The organism is Pseudomonas sp. Bc-h, assembly GCF_002080045.1.
Classification (GTDB): Bacteria; Pseudomonadota; Gammaproteobacteria; order Pseudomonadales; family Pseudomonadaceae; genus Aquipseudomonas.
Map to the genome: position 1 here is coordinate 401,148 of NZ_MUIN01000004.1, position 15,796 is coordinate 416,943.

11 protein-coding genes and 1 rRNA gene are annotated in these 15,796 nt (G+C 58.7%); 9 read left to right on the plus strand and 3 right to left on the minus strand.

From position 1 onward, the window contains the following. Positions 1–18: 18 nt before the first annotated feature. Both lapD and lapG read right to left on the minus strand, forming a co-directional pair. The gene (gene lapD / locus BWR59_RS08770; RefSeq protein ID WP_081565236.1) at positions 19–1,962 is read right to left on the minus strand and encodes a cyclic di-GMP receptor LapD; all 1,944 of its coding nucleotides are present in this window, start codon (positions 1,960–1,962) and stop codon (positions 19–21) included. A gap of 27 nt (positions 1,963–1,989) precedes the next feature. Continuing rightward, positions 1,990–2,769 (minus strand): cysteine protease LapG, encoded by a 780-nt coding sequence (gene lapG / locus BWR59_RS08775; protein ID WP_081565237.1) that lies wholly within the window; start codon positions 2,767–2,769, stop codon positions 1,990–1,992. A gap of 259 nt (positions 2,770–3,028) precedes the next feature. Between lapG and BWR59_RS08780 the strand changes: the two genes are divergently transcribed. From BWR59_RS08780 to BWR59_RS08820, 9 genes are all read left to right on the plus strand, one after another. Beyond that, positions 3,029–3,772 (plus strand): GntR family transcriptional regulator, encoded by a 744-nt coding sequence (locus BWR59_RS08780; RefSeq protein ID WP_081565238.1) that lies wholly within the window; start codon positions 3,029–3,031, stop codon positions 3,770–3,772. Between the two features lie 184 nt (positions 3,773–3,956). After that, the gene (locus BWR59_RS08785; RefSeq protein ID WP_081565239.1) at positions 3,957–4,712 is read left to right on the plus strand and encodes an alpha/beta fold hydrolase; all 756 of its coding nucleotides are present in this window, start codon (positions 3,957–3,959) and stop codon (positions 4,710–4,712) included. A gap of 688 nt (positions 4,713–5,400) precedes the next feature. Then, entirely contained in the window at positions 5,401–6,177 is a 777-nt protein-coding gene (locus tag BWR59_RS08790; RefSeq protein WP_081565240.1) for a DUF3050 domain-containing protein, read from the plus strand. A 49-nt stretch (positions 6,178–6,226) separates the two neighbouring features. Then, positions 6,227–7,171 carry a diiron oxygenase gene (locus BWR59_RS08795; protein ID WP_081565241.1) on the plus strand — a complete coding sequence of 315 codons (945 nt, stop codon included), beginning with the start codon at positions 6,227–6,229 and terminating at the stop codon, positions 7,169–7,171. Next, on the plus strand, positions 7,168–10,629 hold the full coding sequence (locus tag BWR59_RS08800) for a non-ribosomal peptide synthetase (RefSeq protein ID WP_081565242.1): 3,462 nt from the start codon (positions 7,168–7,170) through the stop codon (positions 10,627–10,629). Before BWR59_RS08795 ends, BWR59_RS08800 begins: the two co-directional genes overlap by 4 nt. 62 nt (positions 10,630–10,691) lie before the next feature. Continuing rightward, the gene (locus tag BWR59_RS08805) at positions 10,692–11,162 is read left to right on the plus strand and encodes an SRPBCC family protein (RefSeq protein WP_081565265.1); all 471 of its coding nucleotides are present in this window, start codon (positions 10,692–10,694) and stop codon (positions 11,160–11,162) included. A 142-nt stretch (positions 11,163–11,304) separates the two neighbouring features. Then, positions 11,305–11,805 carry a sigma-70 family RNA polymerase sigma factor gene (locus BWR59_RS08810; protein WP_081565243.1) on the plus strand — a complete coding sequence of 167 codons (501 nt, stop codon included), beginning with the start codon at positions 11,305–11,307 and terminating at the stop codon, positions 11,803–11,805. Next, a complete protein-coding gene (locus tag BWR59_RS08815) occupies positions 11,802–12,797 on the plus strand; it encodes a FecR family protein (RefSeq protein WP_081565244.1) in 996 nt (331 codons plus the stop codon). Before BWR59_RS08810 ends, BWR59_RS08815 begins: the two co-directional genes overlap by 4 nt. 86 nt (positions 12,798–12,883) lie before the next feature. Further along, entirely contained in the window at positions 12,884–15,400 is a 2,517-nt protein-coding gene (locus tag BWR59_RS08820) for a TonB-dependent siderophore receptor (RefSeq protein ID WP_081565245.1), read from the plus strand. Positions 15,401–15,522: 122 nt separating this feature from the next. Here the strand turns inward: BWR59_RS08820 and rrf are convergent. Further along, positions 15,523–15,638 (minus strand): 5S ribosomal RNA (gene rrf, locus BWR59_RS08825). Between the last annotated feature and the right edge of the window lie 158 nt (positions 15,639–15,796).

The window sequence follows — 15,796 nt, forward strand, 5'->3', positions numbered from 1 at the left end:
TGAGCGGCATATACCGTGCTACTCCCAAGGCGCAGGATCCCCGAACAACTGCCCCTGCACTCCCTGAATCCCCATTTCACGCAACACCTCGAACTCCCCCTGCGTCTCGACCCGTTCGGCAATCAACGGTAGATCGATGCTATGAGCCGCGCGCTGCATGGCTTCGATGAACAGCCGCTTGTGCCGCTCATGATCAATGTTGCGGATGTAGCTGCCTTCGATCTTCAGATACGCCAGGCCGAGGCTCGACAGGTTGCCGATCATGCTGAAGCGTCCACCAAAATGCTGGAGCGCCAGCGAATAACCCAGATCCTTGAGCTGGCGTGTCAGATCTTCCAGCGTCTGTTGGTCCGGTACCTGCTTTTCACCGATTTCCAGAATCAGCCTCGGCGCCAGGTACGCGTGACGTTTCAAAAGCTCCATGGCCTCAATCAATGCACCCGCCTCGGCGAACGTCGCCGCTGACAGGTTCAGCGCCAGTTTGTGATCATGTCGGGGAAGCTGCTCGAAAACAGTTTCAAGCATCACCAGATCGTGCCGCGCCGACCAGCCAAAGCGCTCGATCCATGGCAGGAACCGCCCGGCAGCGAGGGTTTGCGAGTCCTCATCGATGACGCGCGACAACACCTTGAAATGCAGCACCCGGCTGATATCGGTGGCGTCCATCACCGGCTGAAAGAACAACTGGAACCGACGCTCGACCAACGCCTGATCGAGCAGTTCATACCAGGCGTGATGATCGTCCTCCAGGCTGTCCACGGCGCCGTGCTCAATGCAGAACCAGATCTGCTCGCTCTGGGTTTCAGCCTGTGACAGCGCCTGATCCGCCAGCCCCAATAACGTCTGAGTCGAGTCGCCGGGGCTATAGGGCGCCAGACCGATGAACGCCGCCGGGCTGACATCCGATGCACCGGTGCCGCGCAGGCTGCTCAACGCTGTTTCCAGTTCATGGGCCAGTTGCAGCGCCTCTTCCTTGACCAACCCCGGCGCCAGCACAGCAAATTCGCCGCCACGAATGCGGCTGATCAGGTGCCGCGCCTCAGCATGATTGAAACACTGACGCACCAGCACATCGCTGACGGCCACGAGCAAGGCATCAGCCTTTTGCCCCCCCATTCGTTCATTAAGGCCGGTCAGATCGTTGACCCGCATGAGCAGCAGATAACCTGAGCGAGCATCCTCCACCTCACTGACGTGCTCATTGAGGCGCATGTCGAAATAACGCCGATTCGCCAAACCTGTCAGGCTGTCTTCGTAGGATTCCATGCGCAGTTTTTCGGTGCGCTCGGCCTGCTCCTGAAACAACCCCTTGAGCTTGTCGACCATCTGATTCATCGCCAGCACCACCCTGCGTAACTCCGGCGTTGCGGGCAGATCCTGCACGCTCAAGAACTCGCGGCGACCAATGGCCCGGGATTGCTCGACCATGTAATCCAACGGCCTGAGCTGACGCCGCAACAGCCACGCTCCCAGCAGAAAACTGATCACCCCACACAGCAACAGCCAGCCCAGATTACCCAGCGCGCCTTGCCAGAGCTTGCCAATGGCGAACATCGGATGGCTCACCACTTCGACCCGCGCAGCCGGACGCCAGCCTCGGCTGACAATTGCGTTGGCGCCAGCGGGCTCCAGCGCTATGAGCTTGATGAACCAGTCCGGCGCCGTGGCCGCTGGCGTGGCATTACGCTCGACGATGACCTGGCCGGTCGCGGGATTGACCACGCGGATGCGCGCGTAATAACCGCTGTCGAAAATCGAGCTGACCACCAGCTCCATCATGGTCGGATCGTCCACCGACGGTTTGAGCGAAAGCGCCAACGCCGTGGCCGCATCCTGCGCGTGTGAGCGCAGTTGATTGACGTACTGGTTGCGCGAGCTTTCCAGGCTGACCATGAACCCCCCGCTGAAGGCGACGATCATGAACAGACAAATGGCGATCAATAGCTGTTTGAACAGGGTCATGGGCGAATCCTTGTTCTGTCGGATAGGTCAGGGCGTGTTGCCCTCGACCGGAAAACCCTCGGCCTTCATCTTGTTCAACACGTCCTGCCAGCGGGACAGCTGTTTGATATCCCCCGCCATGCTGTTGCTGCCGATGGTGCTGTCAGTGGCATCCGGCAACCACACGCCCTCGCCATTGAAGGCGTACACCGGCAGCAGATCCTTTCGCGCGTCAGCGGGTTCGATGGTGTCGAGCAGGCTGTCGAGCACCAGCGGTTCGCCATGGGCGTCGGGGTAATACGTCAGCACCATGTGCGCCCGCTCGGGATTGAGCACCTTGACGTAAGTGATCAACAACTTCTCGGCTGGCATGCCCCATTGCCGCAGGCTGAAGTACTTGGCGATCGCAAAGTCCTCGCAGTCGCCCGCACCTTTCCACAACGACTGGACCGGAGTCGCCCAATAGTCATCCATGTGCCACAGATCGATGTCTTCGACGTAACGCAGTTCGCGATTGAAAAATGCGTTCACCCGCTGCAACTGCTCCAGATCGCTGGCCGGTTTCTGCCCCCCCAGCATCGCCTTCCATGCCTCGAGGCGTTGACGCCCTTCGACCGAGGGTCCGTAGAGCGAACCGGCACGCCGGGCGATCAGGGAAAAATCCCAATCGGCGTATGCCAGGCTCGCCAACACGACGCACGTCAGCAATAGCTGAAGAATCGTGCGCGCCAGCCGATCAACAGCGAAACGGGTCGCCAATGCTGTCAGTCCATGGGAGCGACCGGAGGTACTCGCTGACGAGCCTCCAACCGGGGAGAATAATGGCATCTAGCGATCATTGGCTTGCAATTCAATGACTTCGATTGTCTGCCCACGTGAGCGTTGAAATGCCGCGTCCAGGCGGCCGTTTTCCGACGCCTCTTATCGTTCAAAGGATAGAACACGGCACGTATATGAACGCCATAAAGCCTTGTAGAATGCGGCCGCCGCGGGCCGATCAAAGATGTTACAAAGTTTGACAAGGTTGAACGTGGCCTCTAGTGTTCCATTGGATCCAATGTCTTATCAGTTGAAGAAGAAGTAGCCGATGCGCAGGACTGAGAAAGAGCAATTTCTGCGGGAAATCCTGGGGGACGAGCAACCGCCTGCGCATCTGGCGCGCGCCGTCATCGAGGAAAAATTGCGAGCCGCAATCCTTGACGGGCGCTTGCCGTCTGGCATCGCCTTGCGTCAGCAGGAATTGGCGACGCTGTTCGGTGTCAGTCGCATGCCAGTGCGCGAAGCGTTGCGCCAACTTGAGGCTCAGTCGCTGCTGCGCGTCGAGACTCACAAGGGCGCGGTTGTGGCTCCGCTGATCAACGAAGACGCCACGGATGCCTACGCCTTGCGCGTCCTGTTGGAGTCCGAGGCCCTACGCCAGTCGATCCCGCTGCTCACCCCGGATGACATCGCCATGGCGCGCAGCTATATCGAACAGCTGGAGAACGAAACCGATTACGCAAAAATGGGCACGCTCAATCGCCTGTTCCACATGACGCTTTACTCGCGTGCGTCGAACAGACGCCTGCTAAAACTGGTCGAAGACGGTCTGAACGAGGAAGAGCGGTTTCTGCGTTTCAACCTCAAGTACATGGGGCTGGGCAAGCTGTCCCAGCACGACCATCTGGAGCTGCTGCAGATGGCCGAAGCTGGCGCTGTAGAGTCGACTGTCGCTGCCCTCGCCCACCACTTGAACCGTGGTGTGGAGGCCATCAACAACTATCTGAAAAGCCGTCCAGCGGAAGTCGCCAAACCCGCCTCGGCGTCAAGGAAGCGCGCCCTCGCCCAATGAGGGTTCGACGATCGTGAACGGCGACGGTGTTCACGATCCATCATTTGCCCCGTGTCTGTGGCCGCTGTCAGCGGCCAGATGAGAGATGAGGGTTGTTTGGGCGCCGGCTAATGCGGTGCCAGCGCCGATGGACCCGGCCCCACGGTTGTGAATAGCCTGCCCCGGCAGGCTTGGGGAAACCTGAGTGTACGCCGAGAAAAACAAATGGCTGATGGTAGTCAATTCCGGACAACCCATCAGAACGCGCCTGATCTGCTTCCCTCACGCGGGTGGCGATCCGGAGCAATTTCGTGACTGGTCGCACGGCCTCGCCGACCATATCGAACTGGTCACACTGCGCCTGCCTGGCCACGGCAGCCGCCTCAAAGAAACGCCCTACGATCAATGGGCGCCGTTGCTCGAAGATACTTTTGTCGCGCTGCAGCCTTACCTGACCGAACCCCACGCCTTCTACGGCCACAGTTTCGGGGGACGGGTCGCCTACGAGATGGCCCGTCTGGCGCAGGCGCACTATCCGGGCCTCACCCGGCACTTGTTCATCTCGGGCTGCCGCAGCCCAGACAGTCAACAGCCCCAACCGTACCTGCACACGCTGCCAAAGGACGACTTCATCCAGGCATTGATCAAGCTCGGCGCGGCACCTGAGTCGCTGCTTCAGGACAAAAAGCTGATGCGGTTGTTCGAGCCGGTGATGCGCAGCGACATCAAGCTCTCGGAACTGTGGTCACACTGCCCGGACGAAGGCCTGAACATCCCGCTGACTGCTTTGTATGGCAGCGACGATCCCCTCGATACCGCCACCAGCATGATGAACTGGCGAGAATTCACTCGCCGCGAGTTCGAGCTGATCGAGGTCAACGGCAACCACTACTTCCCCCGATCGCAGCGCAATCGCCTGCTGCACATCATCAATACCCACCTGGGACTGCTCGGCGTCTGAGCCTCCCATCCCTGACTTTCCCTTCCTCATATCCTCTCTTGGCCGCAATGCACCTATCGTGAATTCTGTGTCGCCTTGCGCGGCGTATCGCCGTGTTTCAGGCACACTCGGGGACGAACTCGTCTGTAGTCGGTTCCGCGAACACCATTTCATGGAGCAACAAAAGGAGCAGTGCAAGGGGCGGAGACGTCATGAGGGAAGTCCATCGACGTCGCCCACACAAAATCCTTCAAAATCGATTATTCAGTTAACGCGCAATGCTGAACGAGGCATTCGTTCATTATTATCAATTCTGACTTTAATACGTCGGAAGGGTTGCGCTCGGCCCAATAAAACTTGAATTGAAAGTTTTATCAGCACTTCGCACGCCTAACTTTTACCGTTGTTAAATTTTATTAAAAAGTGTTTGCCGAATGATTGGAAAGTGCTTTAACGTTTTCTCGTCGCCGATCTGTGGATGCCCAAACCGCTTGGCATAGGGCCCTGCAGGCTGGCGACACTTAAGGCCGAAGGCTCTTGGCCTCTAACGCTCACGACTATCAAACGAAGTATCCGTTCGCGGCCCCTGCTCGCCTGTCGTCAACTTGAGCCGTATTAAGGCACTACGATGACGCGCAACTAACCGACAGCAAACAGCCCTGCAACTGGATAAGCGACGCGATACTTCATACTCATCAAGGACGTTACCGTGACTACTCAAAAACAACTATTGAATTGCAAGAAATCCGAACTCAGCGCTCACCCGATCTTCTCAGAAATTGATTCACTGACCGTACTCCGACGATTCATGGAGACTCACGTTTTCGCAGTCTGGGACTTCATGTCACTGACCAAGCGCCTGCAACAGGAGCTGAGCTGCACCCAATTGCCCTGGTTACCGCCCAAGGACCCGAACGCCGCGCGCCTGATCAACGAAATCGTGCTGGGGGAAGAGTCCGACGACCGCCTCGATCACGGCCATTACAGCCATTTCGAGCTGTACTTGGATGCCATGCGCGAAGTCGGCGCCAGCACGGTCCACATCGAGCGCTTCGTCGAACTGCAGAAACAAGGGGTTCACTACAAAACCGCGCTGGACAGCGTCAGTGCCGGAAAAGCCGCGGCCCGCTTCGTCAAAGACACGCTGGAGATTGCGCTGAACGCGCCCGCTCACAGCGTCGCCGCAGCCTTCCTCCACGGGCGTGAAAGCGTCATCCCACAGATGTTCCAGAGCATTCTCGATGACTGGGGCATCACGGCGAATCAGGCGCCGACCTTTCGCTATTACCTGGAACGCCACATCGAAGTGGACTCGGAAGACCACGGCCCCGCCGCCGAATCGTTGCTGGCCCGCCTGGTAGACGGCGACGCGCAGCGGGAACACGAAGTCTACGCCGCCGCGATAGCCGCCGTGGATAGCCGCATCGCGTTGTGGGATGCGCTGCGCGTGAGCATGCGCGAACCGGCACTGGAGGTCAGCGCATGAGCCTTTCGCTGCAGCCCAACTTCGTTGCCCACCACACAAGGACCCCATCATGAAAGCCGAAGACTACCTGTCCTTCGTCGACGCCTGGGAAGGCCGCGCCACGATCCGCACTCGCCCACGCCGCATCGTCGAGAACGACGAAAAACTGATCTACCCACTGAGCCGTCAACCGCTGGTGCTCAGCGACACCTTCACCCGCGAATGCCCTCATCTGCGTGACTTCGCGCTGATCCAGAGCCTGTACAAGTTCATCAACGACGTGGTGATCTTCGAGACCGAAATCGTCGACAAGACCGCCCGCAGCATCGCCAAGGACAACTTCGCGATCCGCTTTCCCTTCGCCTGCCGGTACGACGCGATGACCGTTGTGGTCGACGAGGACTACCACGCGTTGGTCGCCATGGACTTCATGCAGCAGACCACCGCCCTGACCGGCGTTCAGCCCATCGCCTTGCCGCTGGAAATCGAACTGAGCCGGGCAATTCCCGCAGCCCTTGCGCGGGCGCCGGATCATCTGCGCAGCGCGGTCGAGCTGATCTGTGTGGCCATCGCCGAAAACACTGTAACCAACGACGTCGCCGCTTTCGCCAAAGACGACACGGTCAAGCAATCGATCAAGGGGCTGATGGCCGATCACCTGCTGGACGAAGGTCGGCACTCGGGATTCTGGGCGCGACTGGTGCGCATTTACTGGCACGCAGCCCCTCAAGAAGACCGGGAAGTCATCGCGCAAATCATGCCGGTCTTCATTGCTCAATATTTGACCAATGACATTCAAAAGTCCTTCGATTTCGCGCTGATCGAGCATTTGGCAGTCGCTGAACCGATCAAGCAGGCGCTCAGGGATGAAACCCAGGCGATGTGCTTCCCGATCAATCGTCACCACCCTCTGGTGGGCAACATTGTGCGCTTCTTCAGGACCAGTTCGATGCTCGAGTCTGCCTGTGTACAACGCGCCCTCGCCGACTACCTGCCGACAGGAGGCGCGCAATGAAACGCCTAGAGATTGTGCTCATAGGTCACAGTGGGGCCTTGAGCGAACTCGGCACAGAACTGGATGCCCACGGTCATCTTATTCACCACCTTTCAGACATTCATGGGCTGGAGGGCAGCCCAGTCAGCGGCGCTTCGCTGTTGATTGAAGACGGCACGCTGGACCTGACCAGCACGCGGCTGGCGGCATTCAAGACCGGCGCTCATCTCGGCTTGCGTGTCGGGCTTACACCCGATTTCCAGCAAGGCCTGCCGCGCCTTGAGTTGCTGTGCTGGTTTGGTTCGGCCACGGCGCAGCGTCTGATCGGTCGCCAGCCAGTGCCATGCGAGACTTCTGGAAACGGCCGGATGCTGCGCGATTCGGCCATCGCTGCGCTGGTCGAGAGTATCGCGTTGCTGGTCAGTCGTTTCTCCCGGGATGCGGATTTTTTTGCTCACTGCGAACGTGTCGAGCCGCCGCAAAGTGAATGGCAAGAAGCACTGCACACACTGGATCGCCTGGCCTTCGAGCACCGTTTCAATCAAACCGCGCAGCCTCATCTGCTGAGCATTGCGCAACAGCCGCTGGTGGCGCGACTCGATCAGAGCTTCACGACCTTCGCTGAGCGGTTTGCGCTGGAAATCGATGGCCAGCGCATCAGCTACGACGCTCTTAGAGAACACAGCGTGGCGATTCAGGCCCTGATTCAACCGCTGCTAGCGTCGTCCTTGGATCAGCCTTTGGTTATTGGCATCTGCCTGCCGAAATCCGCAGCGCTGTTCGCGGGGATTCTGGCGATCCTCGGTTATGGCGCGGTCTATCTGCCGCTTGATCCAAGCCAGCCGCTTCAGCGTCAGCAGTACATTCTGGAGAACGCCAGAGCCGTCCTGCTACTGCACGACGGGTCGCACCCGCTGGCCAACCAGGGTGTGCCGGGGCTGGACATCAGCAACATTGACGTCACGCCAAGCGCCCAGTCGCTGATGATCCGCCGCCCTGAGACCGACGCGCCGTGCATGGCGCTCTACACCTCGGGCACTACAGGCCACCCCAAAGGCGTGATGCTCAGTCAGCGTAACCTCAGCCATTTCACGGCCTGGTACGCCGAGCATGTCGGCTTGTCGGAACATAGCCGCGTGTTGCAATTCTCGACGCTGAGCTTTGATTCGTCGGTAATCGACATCTTCCCGACTCTGCTCAGCGGCGGCGAACTGGTGGTGGCGAGCGAGGATCAGCGTCGCGATCCGCTGCAACTGATGGATCTGCTGGATCTGCTGGATCACAACCTCAGCCACGCCTTCCTGCCGCCCGCATTGTTAAGCATTTTGCCGATCGATCGGCCGCTGAAGCTCGACCATCTCTGCACCGGCGGTGATGTCTGCGAGCCCTACGTGATCGAACGCCTAGCGGGGCAATGTCAATTCCACAACCTGTACGGACCGACCGAAGCCACGGTGCTGATCACGGCTGGGCAATTCCAGCCCGGTAGCAGCAACCGCAACCTCGGTCGCCCGATCGCCAACAGTCAGTTGCTGATTCTTGATGAGCAATTGCAACCGGTTGCCGAGCAGACACCGGGCGAGTTGTACATCGTCGGGCCGGGTGTGTGCCTGGGTTACATTCATAACCCGGCCCTGACCGACGAGCGTTATGCGCAGATCGCCCTGGGCGATGGAGAAACCGTGCGCGCTTACCGCACGGGCGATATCGGCAAGTGGACTGCCGAAGGCGTCGAGTTGTCCGGGCGCCGCGACAATCAGGTGAAAATTCGGGGCTTTCGGGTCGAGCCTGAAGAGATCGAACATTGTCTGCGCGACACCCAGCTGTATCGTCAGGTCGCAGTGGTGGTCGACGATCAGCGTCGGATTCTAGCCTTTCTCGCTCAGCCCCACGGCGTCGAACCCGATGCTGCGCGGCACCTGCTCAAGGTGCATGTTGAACGTCTGTTGCCCGACTATATGCGGCCGGCGGCCTACACCGAACTGGCACAGATGCCGTTCGCCAGCAATGGCAAGATTGATCGCAAGGCGCTGCTGCAATTACCGGTCAACCTGATCGAGCAGGCGCCGCGCCGCGAGCCGGAAACGGACAACGAACGGTTGTTGCAGACATTGTGGGCAGAACTTCTGGAACTGCCGCCGGGTGATATTTCCACCGATGAAAGTTTCTTCAATCTTGGCGGCCACTCGATCCTGCTGTCGCAAATGCTGTTGGGGATTCGTGAGCATTTCGGGCGCGGCATTCCCATCAATCGCTTCATCGAAGCGCCGACGCTGATCAATCTGGCGTCGCTGATTGAAAGCGATGGTTCGTCATCGTGGACCGTCAGCCCGCAAGCGATCAAAGACGCAACGACCCCAGTCGAGCTCGCGGCTCTGCCGGTGGAAAGGCTTGGGGATGTGCACAAAGTCATCGTCACCGGTGCCAATGGCTTTCTCGGCGTACACATCGTCGAGGCGCTGCTGGCGTGGGGCGCAACTGAAGTGGCGTGTCTGGTGCGCGAGGGCAACGGGCTGACAGCGCAAGATCGCTTCGTCGAATCCCTGCGCGAAAACCGTCTTGAGCATCTGGACCTGAGCCGGGTACGCGTCTATGCCGCAGACGTCACGAAGCCTCAATTGGGGCTCAATGACGAAGCGTACGAACGGCTGGATCGCGACTTCGGCGCACTCGTGCATAACGCGGCCAACGTGCATCACGTGCAGGACTACGAAACGCTCGCTAAGGATAACGTCGCGCCGATCTTCGAATGCCTCAGGTTGTGCGAAGGGCGCAGCAAAAAGGTGTTCAACTTCGTCTCCACTCTGTCGGCCTCCAGCGCTGTGGACGCCGACGGCAGCGTTCTCGAAGCGCCTGCCGCCCAGACTCCGCCGATCTACATCAAGAACGGCTACAACCTGTCCAAATGGGTTGCCGAACGAGTCCTGCAGCAGGCTCGCGAACAAGGCGCGTGGGTGAACATCTATCGCCCCGGAAACATCGCCTTCAACAGCGTTACCGGGGTCTGCCAGCCGCACAAGAACCGCTTGATGCTGATGCTCAAGGGCTCGATGCAGCTGGGCCAGGTCCCTGAACTCTCGATGACCTTCGACCTGATGCCGGTGGATTTTCTCGCCCGCTTCATCGGTTTTCACAGCAGTCGTTATCAGCCGTCCCGAGCGGTCTTCAACCTTCACAACCCCGAGCCCTTGAGCTGGAGCGGCTATGTCGATGCCTTCCGTCAAGCCGGGCGTGATTTCGAGATGGTCAGCGTCGCCCACTGGCAGACCCAGCTCAATCGGGTCGACAACCAGAACGCATTGTTTGGCGTCCTCGGCTTCTACCTGGATGGCTTCGAGGAAGACATCGGCGACATCTCGATGATCGCGTACCAGAACGCCCTGGCCGGCGTGCAACGCATGGGCGAACGCTATCCGCAGAAAACCCCGGCACTGCTGCGCAAGGGCTGCGACTACCTGAAAGAAATCGACTTCATCTGATTTTATCCCCAAACGCAAAACTCACGTACGCAATGGAGAACGACATGAACGCAATCAACAAGATCGAAAACCTGAAACCCGACACCCTGATCAGCAACCCTGTTGGCGCGCCGGTGGTGTCGTCAGTGCGGGTCAACGCCGGGGCCGGCAAGGTATGGGAGGTAGTTGGTGATTTTGGCGGTTTCGCGAAATTCATTCCGGCGCTGGCCAGCATCGAGGTGATCGGCAACGGCGTCGGCGCCATACGACACAAGCAATTCAAGGAAGGCGGCCTGGTGGTGGTCGAGCAACTCAATTCTCGGGACGACAGCGCGTTTGCCATGACCTGGACGACGATCCAGAACAACCTTGGCATTCGCAATCTCTGGGCTTCGATGACAGTGGTGCCTAAGGGCGAGGACCATTGCGATGCGACCTGGACGATCATCGCAGAGGCTGCCGAGAGTAATCCGGCGAGCGCCCAGGAATTTCGCAACTTCCTTCAGGGCTTTGCCGATGACGCCATGAGCAACGTGCAAAAACTGTTCGCCTGACAAGCAGCGTTTGCTGCCAGCAGCCCGCCTTGGCTTGGTTCCGGGCGGGCCGTTTGGTTTGTATCGACAGTTGCAAATTATTACGCGGCTCAAGACAATGCGACTAATTATCATTTGAGCAGCGCTGGGACGGCGCGTTTCAATGCCTTCTTCCAACGCCACTCTGCGCATTCTCTACAGCGACCATCACGGTTGGCTCAATGGCTGGCTGCGCAGCAAACTGGGCAACGCCGCTGATGCAGCGGATCTGGCCCAAGACACGTTCGTGCGCCTGCTCAACCGCAGCGAGCTGCTTGAACTGAAAGCGCCAAGAGCTTTTCTGCGCACAGTGGCCCGCGGGCTGGTCATCGATCACTGGCGCCGTGAAGAACTCGAGCGCGCCTATCTCGAAGCGCTCGCTCAACTGCCCGCTCAGGAAGCGCCGTCACCGGAGTCCCGCGAGCTCGTATTCGAGCTGCTGGAGAGCATCGCCAGGATGCTCGATGGGCTAAACCCCAAGGTGCGACGCGCGTTCCTGCTGGCTCAGTGCGAGGGCCTGACCCACAAGCAGATCGCAGAACACATGGAGATTTCCGTACGTTCGGTGGAGCGCCATGTCGCCGATGCGCTGTATCACTGTTACGTGTTGCGGTATCAAGCATGAGTCAGACATCGGCGCTGGATCATCGGCAGCCCTCTGCGGTGGTCGTCCGACAGGCCATCGAGTGGATGATGCGTCTGAACAACCCAACGGCCAGTGTGCGGGTACGACAACGTTGCGAGCACTGGCGCGCGGCGCATCCTGATCACGAATGCGCCTGGCAGCGAGTGCTGTCGCTCAACTCCGAGTTGAACAAACGTTTCCAGTCATTGCCTGCGGGCAGCGCCGCTTTCGATGCGCTGGAGACAAGTGCCCAACGCCTTGGTCGCAGGCAAGCGCTGAAGCTGTTGTCTGGTCTGCTTGTGTCGGGCTCCAGCGCATGGATGGCGCGTGACGTATTGCCATGGCAGCAATGGGGCGCTGACTTCGCCACTGACGTCGGTCAGCACAGCGGCTTTGCACTGGCAGACGGCACGAGCCTGCAATTGAACACCGATACGGCGGTGAGTCAGAGCTTCAGTCCGGGGCAACGACTGATCAAATTCAGCAAGGGCGAGATCTTCGTGACCTGCGGCACCGATGCCCAGAGTCCATCCCCGCGACCGTTGCTGGTCAGTTGCGAACACGGTTTGTTCCAAGGGCTTTCCGGGCGTTTTGTTGTACGCCAGGAGGATGGCCACACTCGGCTCAGCGTCATTGAAGGCCAGGTGCTGATTCGCTCGCCGGGAGCATCGTCCATCACCGCTCAGCCAGGACAAAGCTATTCAATAACAGAGCATCGCGCGGAGTTGATGCCAGCGCTGGACATGGACCCAGGGGCCTGGGCGGACGGCATGATCGTCACGCGCAATATGCGCCTCGGCGATTTTATTGCCGAAGTGTCGCGATATCGCCATGGTTATCTGGGCTGCGCTCAGGACATTGCCGGGTTGCGTTTGTCCGGCGTATTCCGTTTGGAGGATACCGACAAACTGCTGGCGATCCTGCCGCAGACGCTGCCAGTACAACTCAAATACCGCACTCGCTGGTGGGTGACGCTGCAACGTAACGCATGACGATCAACTTTTTTTGGCGGGTTTCGCTCACAAGTTCGGCTTAGAGATCAGTACCCCCTCTTCACTGACCTCGACGGATTCCTGTAATGACCCGGCTTCAACGTAAACCGCTGCATAGATCTGCTGACGATTCTTATCTCACATCAGATTCCGCAAAACCTTCGCCGCTGGGCGCCGCCATCCGTGCCGCCCTTATCACCACGACGTTGACCACCTATGCCTTACCTTTGCAGGCGCTGGCTGACGAGTCGGCAGTGCTCATCAATCCCTCGCGCAGTTATTCGATCCCGGCAGGACCGCTGGGAGAGGCGCTGAACCAGTTCGCGCGTCAGGCTGGCATCATGTTGTCGGCAACACCCGAGCAGACGTCTGGCGTTCGCTCGCCAGGCCTGCAGGGCAACTACTCGACCGATCAGGCGCTGACGATCTTGCTGGGTGGTAGCGGATTGCAGGCGGTCAGCCAGGACGGCAGCAGCTATGTCCTGCGCAAGGCCGATGGTGAAGCGATGTCACTGCCAAGCACCGATGTCCGAGGTTTTGCTCTGGGCAACGCGCTCGGCAGTATGGAGGGCTACAACGCCACTCACAGCCAGATCGCGACCAAGACCAGTACGCCATTGCTGGAAACTTCGCAGTCGGTGTCAGTGGTCACTCGCGAGCAGATGGACGATCAAGGCTCTCAAACCGTTGCCCAGGCGATGCGCTACACCCCTGGTGTGCTGACCAACCCTTACGGCGCGACTCATCGCTATGACTATGTGGCGATGCGCGGCTTCAATGACGGCTCGGTCGATAACATCTACCTGGACGGCTTGAAGTCCATGGGCGACAGCGGCACGTACAGCACGATGCAGGTCGATCCCTACTTCCTCGAGCGCGTGGATATTCTGAAAGGGCCTTCATCGGTCCTGTATGGTCGCAGCTCACCGGGTGGCCTGGTGGCACTGACCAGCAAGAAGCCGCTGTATGAGCCCTATCATCAGATTCAGGCCACGGTCGGCTCCAACAACCAGCGTGAAGTAGGTTTCGATTTCAGCGGCCCTGTAGACGACGACAAACGCATTGCCTACCGGCTGATCGGACTCACCGACAAATCCGACACGCAATTCGATCATGCAGAAGAGAAACGCTATGCGCTGGCTCCGACACTGAGTATCGACTTCACGGAAGACACTTCGCTAACGCTACAGGCGTATCTGCAGCATGACCCCGAGGGCGGCTACCACGGTGGGAACCCGGCAGACGGCGCGCTGCATCAGCGTAATGGCCAGCGCATTTCCGAACACTTCTTCGAGGGTGAGCCGGGTGTGGATGGCTACAGCCGCGATCAGCAGTCGTTCGGTTATCAATTCGAGCACCGCTTCAACGACGTCTTTACCGCGCGGCAGAACTTCCGCTATCTAGACTCGAAAGTAAGTCTCGATCAGGTCTACAGCTATGGCTGGACGACCCCTACCAGCAACGAGCTGAACCGCTACTACTCAGGCGCCAATGAGCACCTGCATTCCTACATCATCGACAACATGCTGCAGGCGGATTTCTACACCGGGCCGGTAAAACACACTGCTCTGTTCGGCGCGGATTACCAGCGTCGCAAGACGGTCGTCGACTGGCAAAGTGGCGCACTGGCCCCGATCAACGCTTTCAATCCGGTATACGGCAATTCCGAAATCACCTACTACGATTCCACCAGCTATCTGCGTCGTCTGGAGCAGACCGGGATCTATGCACAGGACCTGATCGAGTGGGACAAATGGCGCTTCTCGCTCGGCCTGCGGCATGACTGGGTGGAGACCTCGGACGAGAACCGTATCGCTGAATCCGGCCGCCCTGAAGGCACTGAAATCAACGACAAGCGTACCAAGAGCACTGGCCGCGCTGGCGTGCTTTACCTTTTCGACAACGGCATCGCGCCTTACCTCAGCTACTCAGAGTCCTTCAATCCCAATTCCTACTCCGACAGTGCAGGCAACCCGCTGGCACCTACCGATGGCAAGCAGTGGGAAGCCGGTATCAAGTATCAGCCTCCCGGCACTGACAACCTGTTCACGGCCTCGGTGTTCCGCATCGAGCAGGAAAATCTGGCAAGCAAGCTGCCGCAGGAAAACTTCTACCGAGCGATCGGGGCTGTCCGCTCCCAAGGATTGGAGCTTGAAGCGCACATGCAGTTGACAGACAACTTCAAGGTCCTCGGCAGCTACACGCTCACAGACATTGAGTACTCGAAGTCGATGCTCAGCACGGTGAGCGATGTGGATAATAAGGGCAATTCGCCAACCCATGCGCCGAAGCACATGGCATCGGTTTGGGGAGACTACAAGTTCAACAGCGGCGCACTGGATGGCCTGCGTCTGGGCACCGGCTTGCGTTACGTCGGTTCGAGCTGGGTCGACGCTGAGAACACCATGAAGGTGCCGTCCTATACGCTATGGGATGCTTCGATGGGTTATGACCTGGGCAAGGTTGGCCTGAAGGGTGTAGATGTCCGACTCAATGCCAACAACCTTACCAATGAGTCCTACGTTGCTTCCTGTGCGAGCCTGAACTTTTGCTACATGGGCGAAGAGCGCAACGTCAGTGCGACGGTGAGCTATCAGTTTTAAGTAGCTTGATCCGCTCAAAGCCAGCCTGCGGAAACGCGGCTGGCTTTTTTGTGTCCGGCTTCTCGATGCCCAGATGCACAAAACCCCTGTCTGCGTAAGCAGACAGGGGTTTCGGAATTCAATCTTGACGATGACCTACTCTCACATGGGGAAACCCCACACTACCATCGGCGATGCACCGTTTCACTTCTGAGTTCGGGATGGGATCAGGTGGTTCCAGCACTCTATGGTCGTCAAGAAATTCTGTGGCCGATCCGTTAGCAGCTAACGTGTCAGCGAAATTTTGTGACCTTCACTTAAAACAAAACCCCATCTGCTTTCGCAGATGGGGTTTCGGAATTTAATCTTGACGATGACCTACTCTCACATGGGGAAACCCCACACTACCATCGGCGA